The organism is Duncaniella sp., assembly GCF_029056165.1.
Taxonomy (GTDB): Bacteria; Bacteroidota; Bacteroidia; order Bacteroidales; family Muribaculaceae; genus Duncaniella.
In genome coordinates, this window is the sequence record NZ_JAIDBW010000042.1 from 1 (window position 1) to 17,976 (window position 17,976).

At 48.4% G+C, this 17,976-nt stretch carries 14 protein-coding genes and 2 tRNA genes; 6 read left to right on the plus strand and 10 right to left on the minus strand.

The genetic code is table 11. From position 1 onward, the window contains the following. Positions 1-4: 4 nt before the first annotated feature. A tRNA-Gly gene (locus K2G41_RS09920) sits at positions 5-77 on the minus strand. A gap of 254 nt (positions 78-331) precedes the next feature. On the opposite strand from K2G41_RS09920, the gene gpmA reads away from it, so the two are divergent. Then, entirely contained in the window at positions 332-1,021 is a 690-nt protein-coding gene (gene gpmA, locus K2G41_RS09925; protein WP_300117744.1) for a 2,3-diphosphoglycerate-dependent phosphoglycerate mutase, read from the plus strand. An 80-nt stretch (positions 1,022-1,101) separates the two neighbouring features. On the opposite strand, the gene K2G41_RS09930 is transcribed toward gpmA, so the two are convergent. The 3 genes from K2G41_RS09930 to K2G41_RS09940 form a co-directional block, all read right to left on the minus strand. After that, positions 1,102-1,175: transfer RNA gene (locus tag K2G41_RS09930), tRNA-His, on the minus strand. A gap of 118 nt (positions 1,176-1,293) precedes the next feature. Continuing rightward, positions 1,294-2,076: a hypothetical protein gene (locus tag K2G41_RS09935; RefSeq protein ID WP_300117746.1), complete on the minus strand. Its 783-nt coding sequence runs from the start codon at positions 2,074-2,076 to the stop codon at positions 1,294-1,296. Between the two features lie 54 nt (positions 2,077-2,130). Beyond that, entirely contained in the window at positions 2,131-2,943 is an 813-nt protein-coding gene (locus tag K2G41_RS09940; protein WP_300117748.1) for a hypothetical protein, read from the minus strand. Positions 2,944-3,180: 237 nt separating this feature from the next. Between K2G41_RS09940 and lepA the strand changes: the two genes are divergently transcribed. The 5 genes from lepA to K2G41_RS09965 all read left to right on the plus strand — a co-directional run bounded on the left by lepA (position 3,181) and on the right by K2G41_RS09965 (position 13,381). After that, positions 3,181-4,968, plus strand: a complete 1,788-nt coding sequence (lepA, locus tag K2G41_RS09945; RefSeq protein ID WP_300117750.1) for a translation elongation factor 4 — start codon at positions 3,181-3,183, stop codon at positions 4,966-4,968. A 91-nt stretch (positions 4,969-5,059) separates the two neighbouring features. Next, entirely contained in the window at positions 5,060-6,727 is a 1,668-nt protein-coding gene (locus tag K2G41_RS09950) for an AraC family transcriptional regulator (RefSeq protein WP_300117752.1), read from the plus strand. A gap of 301 nt (positions 6,728-7,028) precedes the next feature. After that, on the plus strand, positions 7,029-8,417 hold the full coding sequence (locus K2G41_RS09955) for a TlpA disulfide reductase family protein (protein WP_300117754.1): 1,389 nt from the start codon (positions 7,029-7,031) through the stop codon (positions 8,415-8,417). 109 nt (positions 8,418-8,526) lie between these two features. Continuing rightward, a complete protein-coding gene (locus K2G41_RS09960; protein WP_300117756.1) occupies positions 8,527-11,967 on the plus strand; it encodes a SusC/RagA family TonB-linked outer membrane protein in 3,441 nt (1,146 codons plus the stop codon). 16 nt (positions 11,968-11,983) lie between these two features. Beyond that, the gene (locus K2G41_RS09965) at positions 11,984-13,381 is read left to right on the plus strand and encodes a RagB/SusD family nutrient uptake outer membrane protein (protein ID WP_300117758.1); all 1,398 of its coding nucleotides are present in this window, start codon (positions 11,984-11,986) and stop codon (positions 13,379-13,381) included. A 222-nt stretch (positions 13,382-13,603) separates the two neighbouring features. On the opposite strand, the gene K2G41_RS09970 is transcribed toward K2G41_RS09965, so the two are convergent. From K2G41_RS09970 to K2G41_RS09995, 6 genes are all read right to left on the minus strand, one after another. Then, the gene (locus K2G41_RS09970; protein ID WP_300117760.1) at positions 13,604-14,647 is read right to left on the minus strand and encodes a hypothetical protein; all 1,044 of its coding nucleotides are present in this window, start codon (positions 14,645-14,647) and stop codon (positions 13,604-13,606) included. 68 nt (positions 14,648-14,715) lie between these two features. Then, positions 14,716-15,153: a DUF6108 family protein gene (locus K2G41_RS09975; RefSeq protein ID WP_300117762.1), complete on the minus strand. Its 438-nt coding sequence runs from the start codon at positions 15,151-15,153 to the stop codon at positions 14,716-14,718. Positions 15,154-15,210: 57 nt separating this feature from the next. Then, a complete protein-coding gene (locus tag K2G41_RS09980) occupies positions 15,211-15,750 on the minus strand; it encodes a hypothetical protein (RefSeq protein WP_300117764.1) in 540 nt (179 codons plus the stop codon). Between the two features lie 2 nt (positions 15,751-15,752). Beyond that, positions 15,753-16,253, minus strand: coding sequence for a sigma-70 family RNA polymerase sigma factor (locus K2G41_RS09985; protein ID WP_300117766.1), 501 nt, complete (start codon positions 16,251-16,253; stop codon positions 15,753-15,755). Between the two features lie 146 nt (positions 16,254-16,399). After that, positions 16,400-17,392 carry a hypothetical protein gene (locus K2G41_RS09990; protein WP_300117768.1) on the minus strand — a complete coding sequence of 331 codons (993 nt, stop codon included), beginning with the start codon at positions 17,390-17,392 and terminating at the stop codon, positions 16,400-16,402. A 70-nt stretch (positions 17,393-17,462) separates the two neighbouring features. Then, a complete protein-coding gene (locus tag K2G41_RS09995) occupies positions 17,463-17,975 on the minus strand; it encodes a GNAT family N-acetyltransferase (RefSeq protein ID WP_300117770.1) in 513 nt (170 codons plus the stop codon). Between the last annotated feature and the right edge of the window lies 1 nt (position 17,976).

A 17,976-nucleotide genomic window follows, 5' to 3' on the forward strand; every position in this document is an offset into this window, starting at 1 on the left:
TTAGAGCGAAAAACGGGACTCGAACCCGCGACCCCAACCTTGGCAAGGTTGTGCTCTACCAACTGAGCTATTTTCGCGTTTTTGGTAAGCTTTAAACGGTGTCATTTCCGTTTTGCGTTGCAAAGGTATGCACTTTCTGATTACTGTGCAAATATTTCCGGCGTATTTAACCGATGTTAACACAATATATGCATAAAATGGGCTTATTAGTGAATGAGTGTTAACAAAATTAGGGTTTTTGATACTGTAAGACCACTGAACCAATATTCGCTCGGCAACGTTTTTCTTTATATAAACATTATTACAGAGAACCTCTAACTTAATATATGGTATGAAAAAACTGATACTTCTTCGTCATGGACAGAGCGAATGGAATCTTGAGAACCGTTTCACGGGATGGACTGATGTCAATCTTTCGCCTAAAGGAGAGGAGGAGGCCCGTGAGGCCGGACGTCTGATCGCTGCCGCCGGACTTGAACCGCGCTATTGTTTCACTTCCTATCTGCGCAGGGCAATCCGCACTCTTGACCTTGCTCTTGACTCTATGGATCGCCTGTGGCTTCCGGTCGTCAAGGACTGGCATCTCAACGAACGTCACTACGGAGCACTGCAGGGACTCAACAAGGCAGACACCGCTGCAAAGTATGGCGACGAGCAAGTCCACGTGTGGCGTAGGAGCTACGATGTCGCTCCTCCGGCTCTAACTGCGGACGACGAGCGTTTTCCCGGCCGTGATCCGCGTTATGTGATGCTTGGTGCTGATTCGCTCCCGCTGACCGAGTCGCTTGCCGATACAGTCGAACGTGTGCGTCCATGCTGGGAGGAAAAGATTGCCCCGGCTCTTGCCGTTTATGATACGGTGTTTGTCGCCGCTCACGGAAATTCACTCCGTGCATTGGTGATGATGCTTCTGAAAAAGACTCCGGAGGAGATAGTGGGTGAGGAGATACCTACCGGTGTGCCCCGTGTGCTTGAGCTGACCGATCGTCTCGAAGTCGTTTCCGATAAGTATCTGAAATAAGATTATTCGATAGAGATATGTATAAAAGAAATGAGGTTCGGATTTTTCCGAACCTCATTTCTTCTACAAAATTGCTTTAGGGTGAACAGTGGGGGTCGAACCCACGACCTTCGGAACCACAATCCGACGCTCTAACCAACTGAGCTATGCTCACCATGTTTTTTGGTTTTGCGCTGCAAAGGTAGGGCGTTTTTTTGAAACCACCAAATTTATTCTGAACTTTTTTGAAAAAAATATTACGAATTATAGTCGGATTGTAAATCAGTTGATGGTTAGTCCGCAAACTTTAAGGAGTCAAGTGCCTTACGGTCAAGCTTTAACTTGACCATTCCCATGGGGTGGAATCGCTTGTCATTATTGATGGCTGCATACACTACTGTATATACGTCATCACCTTCAGGGATCAATCCGAGTGGAGTTCGCATTGTGTGCCACCATCTTTCGACCTTTGTATCTATCGGCAGGTAGCGAGCCTCACTCCAGTTGATCCCGTCCTTCGACAGGGTATAGGCAAGCATATTGGGGAGATTCAGCCACTCAGGACCGCCATCGAACACAGCGATATATGTCCCGTCTGGAAGCTGCGAGACGATAGGGTTTTCAACAAATCGCGGGTGTATGGATGTTATGGGATTGATTTCTTTCATTCGTGACCACGGGCCTTCAAGACTGTCGGCCTCAGCCAGCCCTACATACCAGTGGGTCGGCTTTCCGCCAAACGGATAGTCCGCCGTACTCTCGTAAGGATATGCGCCGCTGATGAATGCAAGCCACTTGTCACCTACACGGTAAGGGAAAAATGATGCCACGCCTTGTCGGCCTTCCCATAATTGAGAGTCGAGTCCCGGCTCGATGACGATACCGCAGTCACGATAAGGCCCGTCGATCCCCTCGACTCCTTCTACCTCCGACTCGCATCTCCAGATGCGGCCGAATGAGTGGTTCGGTGCGACAACGCTGTCGCAGGTGTAGGCGAGATAGTGACCCTGCCAACGGTTCTTATCTTCGTTGAATATCGGCATATATGACCAGATGGCAGCCCGGCGGTCGTTCATCGAATTGTCGAATGACGATACCGCATATACACCGCTCGACTGATACAGAGTTGACTACCGATCCCAGTTGACGGCATCTTTGCTTGTCCAGTGGCCAATGCGTGTCTTGATACGGTCATATTTCGCGGGTTGGCCATCTTCACCGGCTCGTTCAGTCGGGAATATATGATAAGTATCACCGACTTTGATCATCTGTCCGCCCTCAAAGCCGCCGAAAATACTTTCTGTTCCCGGCATTCCCTCGTCGATTACCGGTTTGTCCGGGCCACCGATTATAGTGAACAGGGCCGGCTTTTCCGAAAAGCCTTCGATGGCAAACGCGGGATAATCGACACCGCTTTTAAGCTGCATATCCTCCCCCGAAAATTTCTGCGAGGCGCAGGTCGCACCCATGATGATCACCGGCTCAGCTCCTGCGGGAATGGACAATGGATACGTCCCTTTATCGTATCGGATACCATAGATGTTAAGTGCCGGAAGTTCAGTCACGGAGACGGCATTTTTCAGCAGCGGTGTGGCGATAATCTTTCCGCCGTTTGTTCCGAGTGCTTCGACTGATTTCAGGTCTGGTGCGGCTATTAACAGCAGACCTTTTTCGCCGAATGTCAACTGAAGTTCATGTTCGGCCAGCCGGCCGTCTGCGGTAACCGGTAGCTTGATGCCGTTAAGAGCTGAAACTTCGGAGACAACGTCGAGAATGCTGCGGTCCGATCCGCTGAAAGGATTTCCATAGACCGTAGGCTGAAAGGATCGCTCCGCCGATACGGTTTCATGTTTTGCTGCTTTCCACGGTTTGGCACCATGAAGGGTAGGGGATGAGGCGAGTGACAGGGCAACGGTCAGGGATGCTATGAGGTTGAGTTTCATTTATTGTAAATTAGGGATGAAAGGGGGGGTATTTGATTTTATTATCGCATATTGCTATCTACAAAATTACTTTAAATTTTGATACATGCAAAGGGGATGTCCTGATAGGGATGATATGGCTTCGTGACAAAATATTGAATTTATGGTTGCAGGCGGCTGTCATAGTAGTCTGCGCGGCCCAAAAAAATCCCTACTATATATAATAGGCGGAAAATTATTGTTAACTTTGCAGCCAGTATGAAGAATATCCGCAATTTTTGTATAATAGCCCATATTGACCACGGCAAGAGCACTCTTGCCGACCGTCTTCTTGAGTACACGAACACCGTAGCCGGAAAGGACCTGCAGGCACAGGTGCTCGACGACATGGATCTCGAACGCGAGAGAGGTATCACTATCAAGAGTCACGCCATCCAGATGAATTACCGTCTTGACGGCCAAGACTACATCCTCAATCTCATCGACACTCCGGGACACGTCGATTTTTCGTATGAAGTTTCGCGCTCCATCGCGGCCTGTGAGGGTGCGCTGCTCATTGTCGATGCCTCGCAGGGCATACAGGCACAGACCATATCCAACCTCTACATGGCCATCGACAATAATCTTGAGATCATACCTGTGATCAACAAGGTCGATCTCGACAGTGCGAAACCGGATGAGGTCGAGGATCAGATCGTGGATCTTCTCGGATGTGATCCCGAAGAGGTGATCCGTGCCAGCGGAAAGACCGGCATAGGTGTGCCTGAAATTCTCAAAGCCATAGTAGAGCGCGTACCCGCTCCCGAAGGTGATCCGAAAGCCCCTCTGCAGGCTCTTATTTTCGACTCCGTTTTCAACCCCTTCCGCGGTATCATTGCCTATTTCAAGATCGTCAACGGTACCATCCGTAAAAATGACTTCGTGAAATTCGTCGCTACCGGCAAGGAATACAACGCCGATGAGATCGGAGTGCTCAAACTCGACATGCAGCCTTGTCAGGAACTTTCGGCCGGCAATGTCGGCTACATCATCTCCGGTATCAAGACCTCGCGTGAGGTGAAGGTGGGCGACACCATCACACACGTCAACACTCCCTGCGAGTCCGCTATCGACGGTTTCGAGGAAGTCAAGCCGATGGTCTTTGCTGGTGTCTATCCCATAGAGACCGAGGATTTCGAAAATCTCCGCGCGTCGCTTGAAAAACTTCAGCTCAACGACGCTTCACTTACTTTCCAGCCCGAATCATCGATGGCTCTTGGTTTCGGATTCCGTTGCGGCTTCCTCGGACTCCTCCACATGGAGATCATTCAGGAACGACTCGGACGAGAGTTCGATATGGACGTGATCACTACCGTCCCCAACGTGTCCTACCGCGTCTTCGACAAGCATGGCACCATGACTGAGGTCCACAATCCTTCGGGACTCCCTGACCCAACGCTGATCGATCATATCGAAGAGCCCTACATACGCGCCTCAATCATCACTGCAGCTGACTATATCGGACCGATAATGACCCTCTGTCTCAGCAAGCGCGGTGAACTCGTCAAGCAGGAATACATCTCCGGCAACCGCATGGAACTGATCTTCGACATGCCGCTCGGTGAAATCGTGATCGACTTTTACGATAAACTTAAAAGTATCTCCAAAGGCTACGCTTCGTTTGACTATCATCTCCATGACTTCCGTGAGTCGAAGCTCGTCAAGCTCGACATCCTCCTCAACGGTGAGAGTGTCGATGCGCTCTCGACCCTTACGCATGTCGATAACGCCGTCACATTCGGACGCCGCATGTGTGAGAAGCTCAAGGAACTCATCCCTCGTCAGCAGTTCGACATCGCCATTCAGGCAGCTATCGGTGCCAAGATCATCGCACGCGAGACCATCAAGGCAGTCCGTAAGGACGTGACAGCCAAGTGTTACGGCGGCGACATCTCGCGTAAGCGCAAACTTCTCGAAAAGCAGAAGAAAGGCAAGAAGCGCATGAAGCAGATCGGCTCGGTCGAAGTCCCGCAGAAAGCTTTCCTCGCCGTGCTGAAGCTTGACTGATCCCAATTTCAGGTTCAAGCCTATGCGACAGATATGTGTCTTTGTGTTGTTGATGCTTGCCTTTTCTTTGAGGATAGAGGCAGCATCCGACATGCATGCACTACTCAAGCAGCGGCTTGAACATCTAAAATCAGCTCCGGACGATAAGGTCGCTATTCGTGACGTCGCCAATGCTTACCTACTTATCGGGGACTATGACGGTGCGGCAGAATATGCTGCCAGACTTATTCAAATCGCCGAACAAACCAGCGATAGAGATTTTGCCGGCCTCAATGGTGCGATGATAAATATTCAGGTGCTCATGGCTCGTGGTGACAATGAGAATACCTACCGTATGCTTGAATATGCGAGGGTGATAGCCCAGAGTATAGAGGATCACAAAGCTCTTGCAATGATCCATAATGGTTTCATTTTGTATTACTCTACGCTTGTCAAAGACACTTACGCTGCTATCAGCCATTGCTATCAAGGGTTGGAAGAAGCACGTCTTGCGGGTGACGATTATCGTGCGGCTATCATCCTATGTAATTTAGCTGAGCTTTACAATGACCGTAATGATTCCGAGGGTCTTGACTATGCACTTCAGGCATACGAACTTGCAAAGAAGCTTGATGATGAGATTCCACTCTTCTACACTGCCAATACACTCGCCGACGCGTATATGATACAGGGTCAGCTTAATGACGCTGCTGAGATTCTGAAAGAGGCAGAAGCATACGCGGCGAAGCTTGGATATACGCGTAGCGTTGAGCTGGTGCTCGTACAAGCTATGTATGCCTACAGATACGGCGATGTCGAGAAGGCTCTCCGGCTCTGTGAACATGCCTTCAACTGTGATTTCTATGATCCATCCCGCTCCGTGATAATGAGGACATATCTTACCTACGCCAAGATCCTTAATGAGATCGGACATCCGGCAAAGGCACTGGAGATAGCGCAGGAGGGTATAGCCTATGCAGATGGTTTCCGGCTCACATCCTATGTCGGTGACCTTATGAAGGAGATAGCGGAATCGAACCGTCAGTTAGGTAATCATTCCAAAGCTCTCGAATACTTTACGCGCTATGCCTCATTCATGGATAGTACCTATCGTGTGAGCAGAGAGCGGGCTCTTATGGAGGATCACATTAAATATGAGATAGATGAGCAGGATCGGCGAATCCGTGAGAACGAGCGAGAACTAAAAGCTTCGCGTCTGCGTACGTGGATTCTTATTGGTATCCTTATAATATTGGTGGGATTTGTGTCCGTTGTTCTGACACATTATTATCGTAAAAAGCGACTTTACCGTGCCATTGTTAGACAAAACGGTGAATATCTTGCACGCGAGCAGCTCCTGCTCGAACAGATAGAAAAGTCAAAGATTGAAAAGACTTCGATTCCGAAGACATCCAAGCCTCTCTCCGGGGAAAAGGCCGATGATATTATGTCGCGCTTTACTCTCCTTATGACGGAAGAGAAACTTTTCAAGGATCCCAACCTGACAGTTAGCTCAGTCGCCGATAAGCTTGGATCGAACAGAACCTATGTCTCGCGTGCCATAAATGAATCCGGCAAGACATTCACGCAGATCGTCAACGACTATCGTATTCGTGAAGCCATCGCACTTATCTCAGATATTGAAGCAGCTATTCCACTCAAACAGATCTGTGGTGATGTCGGTTTCAGTTCTATCTCTACCTTCTATTCCACGTTCCAGTCAGTGACAGGAATGACTCCCGCACGTTACCGTACACAGCTCAAGGAAATGAGCAAATAGGACTCTTAAAGGAGAGATGACCTTGGTAAATTTTCTGTCGATATGTCTCCGAAAGCGTATTGGCTTTGTAACATCATTTTTGATAGCAATGTGCTAAAAAAATAGCAGTTTTACTGTAAATTTTAAGATTTTGTGTTAAATTCGCTTCCATTTTCTTCAATTTTACGCTTCCGAAATCAATAAATTTGTAAATTTATAGTTATCATTATAGCTTTGTGGAGAATTGTTAACACACATTTCACCATCTTCCGTCTGTTTTTATTTCTCCGGAATTTAATAATAATCTAATCATATCATCACAATGCTAAAAAGAATTGTACCCCTTTTTGCCGTTGCCCTCATGGCTGCAAGTTGTGGCAAATCAAAGACCGATGCTCCTATGCTCAAAGGTCATTTCGAGGGTGAGGCTCCCTCATCGATAACTGTCTATTACGATGTGGATGGTGTATCTACAGTCGAGGAAATTGATGTGGATTCCACCGGTACTTTTATTTTCAATACTGAACTTCCGGTTGAGAAAGTTGACCTTGCTATCGCAAGTGGTGCGGACGTGTTCGGAGCACGTGTAGCAAATGGCGAGGCTCTTGAGGCTACTATAAACGGTGACAAAATTACTTTCGAGGGTGATAATGCTGCTGTTAGTGATTTTCTCTCCGCCTATCATTCGGCTTACAATTACATGAAGTTTAAGGTTAAGCCTGACCAGATCGAAGCCGGTTATGATTTCAACGCTTTCAAGAATATGCTGGATGAGGGTGCTGACAAGGCTCGCGCCGCTCTTCCTTCAGTTCCCGCCTCAGAGCGTGACTACTATACTTCGCTCAACAATGCGGGTTATGACTATGTGCTTCTCAGTATTCTCTCTTCTGACCACTATCTCAACAAGAATGACCATACTGCCGAAATGAATGAGATTGTCAGCAAAATTGATCCTAACTCAGACGAGGCGCGTTTGTCAGGCCTTCTTTCTATGTGGGTACGCTCTGATTCCGCTCTTAACGCTAAGATGATCAGCATGAAGGATAGCATCGGATTCACAGCCGCGCAGATTAAGGCTATTGACGAAGTACTTACCAATCAAGCAAATAAAAATAATCTTTATTCGATGGCGACGAGCATGATGCTTTTCTATAATCCTTCGGATGAGGAGATTGAAAAGTTCTTTGCTACCGTGAAGCCCCAGTTTGACAAGGCTCCTGCGGTCGAGGCGCAGCTCCGTCAGCAGATAGCTGAGTCAAAGAAAGTTGTTGCCGACGGTGATGTACTTCCCTCTGATCCTATTGTAATTTCACCCGACGGAACCAAGCATAATCTGACAAGCCTTTTTGACGGCAAGATTGTATATATTGACCTTTGGGCTACATGGTGCGGCCCATGCTGCCGTGAGATTCCCTTCCTTGAAAAGATCGTAGAGCAGTATAAGGGTAATGACAATGTGAAATTCATCTCCATCTCCTGCGATCAGGACAAGGAAGCATGGCTGAAGAAACTTGCCAAGGATAATCCCTCGTGGCCTCAATACATCTTCGATGAGAAGAGCGGTAATCAATTCATGAAAGCCATGCATGCCAACGGTATTCCCCGCTTCTTCCTGATTGGCCGTGATGGTAAGTTTATACTTGTAAACGCTACCCGTCCTTCTGACCCCAAGATGGTCGAGGAACTCAATGCGGCTCTTAATGCCGAATAAGTTGACCTAACAGATTACTATAAATAAACCTTTGGAGTGAGTGTCGGCTCTGACATTAATCATTGCCGACACATCGCTTTTCTTTTACTCCAATCAATATTCATTTCGTATGCGATTAATTTATTTTTTACTTTGTTTCCTTGCCTTGAGTCCTTGCGCTTCAGGACAGACGAAAAAGTCATCGGGCTCTCTTACCGAGACTCTGAAGGAAATAGACAGCAAGACCGTAGTCGGTCAGGTGTTTGATGAGGACGGCGAACCTCTCGTAGGTGTGACCGTCATGCTCAAAGGCACTGACCATGGCGTGGCCACAGATATGGACGGGCAGTTCTCGATCCTCGTCACCGGTAAGAATCCCGAACTCATATTCTCTTATATAGGAATGAAAACAACGACATTGCCTATTAAAGGAGGTGGTAAGTTCCTTAGGATAGTAATGACCCGTTCGGATAATATGATGGACGAGGTCGTGGTGACCGGTTACCAGAACATCAAGCGCGAGAACGCCACAGGTTCTTACCAGATACTTTCATCCGAGGATCTCGACCGCCGTTCGGTCACTAATCTCAGTGATAAACTCGAAGGTTCGATGCCCGGTCTTGTGAAAAACACCAAGTCCGACAGCAAGGATGAGGATGCGTTTACCGTCCGTGGTGTCGGAACATTTCAGGCTGCTACAAAGCCCCTTGTGGTAGTGGATGGTCTTCCGATCGAGGGTGGTATGTCAACTATCAATCCTTACGACATTGAGAACATCACTCTTCTCAAGGATGCGGCCGCCGCTTCTATCTACGGTGCACGGGCAGCCAACGGTGTGCTTGTCATCACGACCAAGCGTGCGAAAGCCGAGCGTCTTACCATTGATTTCAATGCTGACCTCACTATCCACGAGAAGCAGAAATATGACAACTACGACTGGATGTCGGCCGCACAGCTCATTCAGCTCGAAAGATACAACTGGGCAGCAATGCTCGCTGAGGAGAAGGGTACACAGCTTTCGTCACTCCTTACTTCCTACAGCATGGGACGTATGTCCGGAATCTCGCCTGCGAGCCGTCTGTTTGCCCAGAATCAGCTCGGACTGCTTAGCGATGATGAGATGAACGCCACCCTTGACTCATGGGCTTCTAATGACTATCGTAAGGAATATCAGGATGTTCATGACCGCAGTCAGATTGAGCAGACCTATAACCTCTCGCTTCGCACACAAGGCCGTATAGTCAATTCAAGCCTCGTAGCCAACTATACTCATGACAATCTCGGCATACAGAAAGAAAATGCCAATTCACTCACCTTTAAATACCGCGGCGAGATTAAAGCTTCCAAGTGGCTCGACGTAACGGTCGGCCTCAACGTCCTTAACCGTCGCTCAAGGACTCACAGTCTTGGTTATTACGGCGACATCAACTCTTTCCTTCCTTATCAGACAATGTATAATGCCGATGGCTCATACGCCGGTCTTGAAGCGGATATCTACCCGGGCCACGAGGCATTCAGCAATCCTGATCTCGAACTTAAGGACTGTACTTTCAATCTCGCTCAGGAGATGAACCGCAACTTCTCCAATACGCGTTACACCAACACACGTACATACATCAATACTCTCTTCAAGCTTCTGCCCGGTTGGACTGCTACGGCCCAGTTCCAGTATGAGGACATCTATCAGCGCAACCGCACTCTCAACGAGGGGGATAGCTACACTGCGCGTATGCTTTACAGTGGCTACACGACCGGCGGTACTGTGAGCGTCTGGGAGGACTCTGACCGTGACCCGATGGATGCTTTCTTTGATCCATTCTTTGACTGGTCGAAATATCAGTTTGGTACAGATGCTGACGGCAACATGATTCTTCAAGAACTCGTCACTCGTCATCTGCCTACCGAACACCATATCCCTGAGGGGGGCATCCTCACCACGACTACACGTGAAAGCAAGTACTACACTTTCCGTGCACAGACAAACTATAACCGCACATTCTTTGAACGTCATCAGATCGATGCTCTTGCCGGTTTTGAATACCGCCAGACCCGTACCAACACGCACAGCGACCTCATGTATGGTTACGATGATGCTACTCAGACCAACCTCAACATAATGACGGACTGGGCCTACATCAATAAGCCTACAACCGGTGTGTTCGGCGACCACTATGTCCAAGGCATGGCTCCCAAGACATTCGCGACTTCCGACCTGCTCCACCGTTACTATTCCGTTTATTTCAACGCAAACTATATTTATGATTCGCGCTACGCTGTGTCGGGTAGCTATCGTGTTGACAAGTGTGACCTTTTCGGTACTGATCCCAAATTCCGTGGACGTCCCCTCTGGTCGGTCGGCGGTAGCTGGAATGCACATAACGAGCAGTTCCTCCGCGATGTCACTTGGCTCAATGCCTTCAAACCCCGCTTCAGCTACGGTCTGACAGGTAACATCGACTCGTCAGTCAGCTCCTATCTCGTAGCCAAGATGAGTGTCAATTCATTTACAGGTGACAAGACCGGTTCTCTTGTTTCGCCGCCTAACGATCAGCTTCGCTGGGAGAAAACCGCTACGTTCAATGCCGGTTTCGATTTCGCGCTCTTTGGCTACCGTCTCAACGGTTCTGTTGATTTCTACAACAAACGCAGTTCCGATGTGCTGACTGTCACTGACCTCGATGCGACAACAGGTTGGTCGTCACTGACAATCAACAGCGGTAAGGTTCGCAACCGTGGTCTCGAAATTCAGCTCGACGGCCGCATTGTCCGTCCCAACTCCCGCAACGATTTCGGTTTTGATCTCGGATTCAATCTTGCGTTCAACAAGAATAAGGTCCTCAAGCTCTCTCACTATCCCCAGAGCGGTGCCGAACAGCTTTCGTTCACACTCCATGAGGGTTATCCTCTGAATTCGATCTTCTCGTTTGACTTCGCAGGCTTCGTCGAGGACAACGGTCAGTACTATATGGGCTGGCGTGACAAGGATGGTGAGGTCCACACTACATCTATCGGTAACTCCGACTTCAAGATTGAGGATGCCGTTTATTGCGGTTCGGCTACCCCAACCGTAACTGCATCACTCACCCCGCAGCTCACATGGCGTGGTTTTACTCTTTCGGCAATGATGGCCTTCTATGGCGGCCACTATATGCGTGCCGGAGAGGAAGAATGGTATGTCGGTGGTTCATCCGGAGGCTATTATACCACTTGGGGTATGGGAGGCGATGTTCCCGTATCTGCTCTCAAGTACTGGGAAGGCGATACTTCTCGTCCTGCTAACGGTGCCTTCTACTATAGCACTTACAACTACATGAGCTATGCTAAATACCGTAACACCAACGTGCATCATGCCGACTACCTCAAGGTGCGCAACATCGTTCTCTCCTATAACTTTGACAAAAAGATCTGTCGTAAGATAGGTATGGACGATCTCCGTCTTCGTTTCCAGATCAACAATCTTGCAACTTGGGCGCGCAACGGACTTAGCCTTGACCCGGAGGCGGTAAGTGCCGGATATAATATCAACAAGGCTCCGCGAAGCTACACAATGAGTCTCTATTTCTCACTCTAACGTCTGTCAATCCATCATGAAAAAAATATTAAGCACAATTTCAGTCGCTATGATGATGTTGTTCATGTCATCGTGTGACGACAAACTTGACATCGTACCCAAGGGTCAATCCACCCTCGATAATATCGACGATCTTGAAACTCTCCTGAATCAGCAATTTGTCGTTGGAGATGTGAATCATCTCGAAGGAGTAGCCAATTCCATCCTCCCTGCTACATGGGAGACACCTACACAAACTCTCGCCGCTCCCAATACGCTCAACTATGCGATTATGACCGGCGATGAGAACGTTGATCGTGCGGCACTCGCCACGGATGACAGTCGCTATGAGAGATTTTATAAATACATCAATTATATGAACGTCGTCATCTCTAAGGCTCCCGAATCATCCGGCACGGACGCGAAGAAGCAGCGGGTTATCGCCGAAGCACGCGTGTTGCGTGCATGGTTCCACTTCCTGTTGGTCAACATCTATGCCCGTCAGTATGACTCAGCTACAGCGGAGACTCTTGGTGGTGTGCCTTACGTTGACAATACCAATGTCAACGAACAGAAGACCAAGCTCTCCATAGCTCAGGTTTATGAGCGTATCCTCGAAGATTGTTCCGATGAGGTGATAGCCCTCCTCAGTCCTCAGAATATGAGCGCGAAAATGCGTGGAGGTGCTGATTGGGGTAATGCAGTCCGTTCGGCCGTGCTCTTCCAGATGAAACGCTATGATGAAGCCCTGACCTACGCACAGAAGGCGCTCGCCATCCATTCGGTTGTCGAGGACCGCTCGACCGTCATGCAGACCGGTCTGTGGAAGCTCGACTATCTTGCCGACAACAATTATCTCCTCATCCGCAGTAATAACAGTAATTTAGGTGAATATTACGGTATATCGCTGACCAAGGAAACCAATGATCTTCTCGAACCGAATGACTTCGTGATGCTTCTCGGAGAGGGTGCGGGCTGGAGCGATAACTACGGCTATGGACCCGCAGGCTGCTATATGTGTGCCGCTTCTGACATACACTACAACAGTTGGGGTCTCCGCACGGAAAATATGCTCTACAATGCAGCCGAGTGTCTCATCCGCGGCGGCAAGATTAAGGATGGTCTTGAGATGATTGACCGTGTCAAACGCTATCGCATCAACAACTACGCTCCTCTTGCCGAAAACACTTCAATCACTACCGAGGCGCAGGCGATGAAGGTGCTTCAGGATTCGAAACGCATCGAGATGCTGGCAACCTGCTACAATTTCTTTGACCGTAAGCGATGGAACACGGAGTCAGCTTATTCAGGCAATATGATTCATCAGTATGACGACAACGGCCCCTATGTCATCACACCTGAATCAGCCATCTGGGTTTTCCCCTTCCCGCTGACAGCCACACTCTATAACTCGTCGCTGACTCAGAACTATTGATTCAATTCTCTTTTGGCAGTAATAGAAATAATATATACTTTTTCAACCTTTTCCACGACATTTGATATTTTTCTGTTTGCGTGGATATTCATTGGTCGCTTGACCCATTTCAATGTAAAAGCTTCGAAATGAATATAAAATGTGAGACCGGGATCACTGCGCGATGCAGCGGTCCCGGTCTTGCTTTGTCATTTGTCTGTACTAAGATCTTATGCTTATTTTTCAGAATCCGAGCATGATGCCGGTCGAGAATGTTCCGAAGTCAAGACCTGTGCGGGAGTTGAAACGCTTCATCGGCGCATAGCGGGCATAGAGGCCGATTGCCTGAAAATTGAACATAGCCATTCCATCCACTGTCACCGCGCGCTGGCCGATTCCCTTTGTCGTGATCTTGTAGTGGTTGTCACCGGATTTATATTTTGTTGTTAAGTGTGCGCCTGTATTGAAATTGACCACCGGGCCTAACTTGAAACCGCAGTTGTGACGGTGACCGAAACGGATTCCATAGAGCACAGGGATCTGAAGACTGAAGAAGTTGATTTTCGATACGCGGTCTCTCTCTCCGTCGGCATATTCTTCAAGGGTGAGCCGGCCGCCGGGATTCTTCTGGAAATGGTGGCTGCATCGCGTGGTGAGTTCCTGCCAGTGCAGACCGAGACCCATGACAAGTGACTGTGATCGGTGAGTCATTTTTACACCGGAGACGATGTTCCATGTAAACTCGTTGCTCCTCCACATAGAGATATTCATGTCGGGCGTGCTTTTGATCGGAGTTACCCAGCCGAAACCGAAACCCTCTGACACCATTTCCCATTTAGTCGTTTTTTTGCGTGAGATAGTGATACCGAAATCGCTTTCATGAGTGCCGGTATAGGACTTTACCATGCGGTTGTCAGGATCGGGGAACTGGTACGTGTAATCTCTCTTCTCACCTTCCGCGTTCACATAATCGATCTGTATTTTCTCAGGTGTTTCAGTGACCACGATGGAGCTTATGTCCTGACAGTTGATCTGAGTCTGCATGATGAATCCTCGCTTTTTGGCATTTCCGGTCTGGTAATAGAATGTCTCAGCTCCGCCGTTGATATTACTGATGGTAATGTTGGCATTTTTTGCTGTCGAGACTATCGAAAGCGAGCGTGCGGACGTGGCCTTGAGCAGAGTATCGCAGGTAAGGTTGAGGTTTGAGCTATCTTTGTCGTTGACAGCTGCGCTGATGAAGAGGGGAGCGAGGAGAGTGAGCGGGAGGAATAATTTACGAAGCATATTCTTAATGGATGAATTGATGTTGGAATAAAAGATATTTTTATAGTTGCTTTCCTTATGATGTCGGGTCAGCGATTGGTAAGATCCCTGATAAGACTTTCGGCCTTGGTGGTGGAGATCTCTCCGTCAAAGTATATCACCATTACCGACGGGTTTTTAGCACGCGATGTCAGCAGGTAGTAGAGATAGCGGTTGAGTTTGCGTCCGTCTCTCTCGATCGGGGGCAATACGAAGAATGCATAGCTCATTTTTCCGTTTTTGTAGCGCACGTCGCGGCCTGTCGCGTCAGCTCCGTCGGCTTTCACGAGCGGAAGCACTATGTCCTCATACTTCTGTGCACTCCCTTTGAATGTGGCGAATGTCGATAGATGGTGTGAGCGCAGATAACGCTGATCACCGCTCATGATTGTCTCCGTCACCGTCGGGTCAGAGCTGTACTTACCTCCGAAAAGCTTGTTGATCTCCAGACCTGTCTGGGCCGATCCGCAGAGCCTGATTGCAAGCATTGTGATCGTTAATACTAATAATCGTTTCATGTTATTGAAATGTGAGTGAGAATATTTTCATATTTTGAACTCCTCGGCTATCTCCGGAGGAATGGCGGGCAGTTCCGCCTCATCGATGATCGGAGCTATTGCATCAAGCTCGTCATACAGTGATTGCTCCAGTCCGTCCGCTTCATCGTTGAACTCCTGAAGATCGGATGTCAGCAGACGTATCACGTCGGCTTCGTCGGTTATGCACTGTCCGTTCGCGTATGCCATACATGTCGTGTCGTTGTCAGTCATTACGCCGCTACGGTTACCGATCAGGTGGATACCTATGGTCAGAATGACTGCTGTTGCAGCAGCTATTCCGAGAGCAGGACGCAGGCGCGATATCGGTAATTTGAAATTGGGTTTCGCCTTGTTTTTCTCTGATCGGCCTGAAACCGGAGAGCGGAAGCCCATGAGAGCGCGTGCTTCGTCAATCAAGGGATGGGAGAGTGACGTGCCGGCAATGATGACGCGTAGCTGTGCCTCCTCCTCATCGGAGAGCTGACACTCGAAATAGCGTTCGATCCATTCGAGGATTTCGGGGAGGGTTGGGTTGCGGTGTATCATGATTAGTTCTGTTTACGGTAAAGATCTCGTATGATTTTTCGTGAGCGGCTCAACGTCACGCGGACATTTTCAGGTGTCATTCCGAGCATTTCTGCAATCTCGTCATATCCGAGTCCGCGTACATCGTGAAGCTCGAACACTTCGGCCTGACGCTGATTGAGTGCCCGGCGGCTGAGACGGATCACTGCGTCATAGGTTTCCTGCTGCTCGCTTCGGCGTGTGAGGTCCTCGTCAGAGTCAGCGATCTGGGGAGATTCGTCAATGCTCACGGTCGCTCTGGCCTTTGTGCGGCGCAATGAGTCGATAGCCGAGTTTCTGACAGCCGTATATGTCAGTTTTATCGCCTCCTTTTCATCCTCGACGGCTTTGTGACCTGCCCAAAGGCGGCAGAAAGCATCGTGGATCACGTCGTCTGCCTCACCCGCGCCTACAATCCCTGCAGCCACGCTGCGGAGCATGGCCCGGAAGTTGATGAATGTCGATGTAAGGATATCTGTGCTCACTTGTCGATGATGAATTGAAAAAATCATTGTTCATGAACTGATATGAATTCTCAGTTCTATTATTTCAAACGCGACCCCCCCGGATTTGTAACAGAAAAAAATAAAAAAATTCATCATCATTTTGCAAGGGCTTGGGATCAAGCCCTTTATCTTACCGGAGGTGGACCCATCACGGGCGGCGGGATAGTCGGATTCATGCTTCCTCCCATTGATCCGTTGCGATTTTTCTTCACTATATTGTATAATATTCCGCCGACATCTATACCCAGTTCGGCATTTTTCGATAGCCTGTAATAGGGTATCACTATCGGTTGGGCTTCCATACGGTTGCTGACCGATGAGCGGAAAGCTTGCCCGCCCACTTTCACTCCCCAGTGATCCGAGAAGCGGTAATTCACATAACCGCCGAAATTCGGTATCGACGTGTAGCCCTGCATTGCGGGTGTCATGCCACGGTGCAGAGGGGTGTAGTAACTCCCGAAGATTGTCACCCCGACGCGTTCACTGAAATCATAGCTGATTGACCCGCCGAAACCGTAGGATGTCTGCAACCCGCCGAAGTAACCATATTTCACGGCATCACCGTGGGCGGTAAATGTGAAGCGTCCGGCCTGCTGCACAAGGAACAGGGAACCGCTCTCCACTCCCATAAGGCCCGGCAGTGACATCTGACCCACATCTCCGAAGATCCCGCCGCTCCTCCATAGAGCTATCCTGCCGTCCGTAGGGATACTGACGGTGAACGGTTGCAGATCTGCCGGATAGGCCTGCGGAAATAGGGGAGTAGTATTGCTTAGGGGAGTCTGTACCGCATCAACTGACCGCGTACTGTCGGGCTGCTGCCTCAAGCCTCCATTTGTATCATTATCCGAAATTACGGGATGTTCATTACGTGTGGATGTCGGCACATCTTGATTTATCACCCTTGTAGAATCCGTCTTCGCCGATGTCTGCGTGGGTGTCGCCTCTATGGATTTTGTTTGTGCAGAAGCATCCGCACCCGAAAAGAGCACGAATAAAGATCCGACAATCAAAGACTTTCCAAAGTATGGATGTGATATTGTCAGGTAATTAGATGTACTGACAAGGAGTCGGTAGCGCGAAGCCTTGTTGATGAGATGAGAGAACACAGATTTCATACGTCTGCAAATATATCAAAAATATCCCGTATCCCCCGCAGTTTAACCTTATTTTAGAATGATCCACATGTTATTCCAGTTCCATCATGTCGAAAAACATCAGTCGTGTATGATCATTAGTTTCTTTCTCTGAGAGTAATTTGAATTGATTCTTTTTGTAAAATTCTATTGCAGATAAATACGCGTCAACTGTCAGATAGCGAAATGCAGAATAATTAGGATTGTTATTCAGCATTCCCTTTAGTAAATTCATTAAGTCTGTACCAAATTTTTTACCGCTATATTCTAAGGAAACCGCAAACCGACCAATCTTTATGGCAGGATAACTGTTGAAATGCTTTCCAGTAGGAAAAGATTTTTTAATCTTTTTCCATTGACTGTTTGTAACATCTTGTTGACTAATTTTATCATTTAGAATGCAAAAGTATGCAGCAACCCGACCGTTATCCTCAAGAATAAAGGTATTTGCTATTCGTTTTTGTGAAAAATTCATTGCATCCTCAATAAGGAAGTCGTTAAGGTCAGAATCTCCACAATCAAATTTTAATACGTCAAAGATAGAAGAAAGTCTTACAAGTCTCATT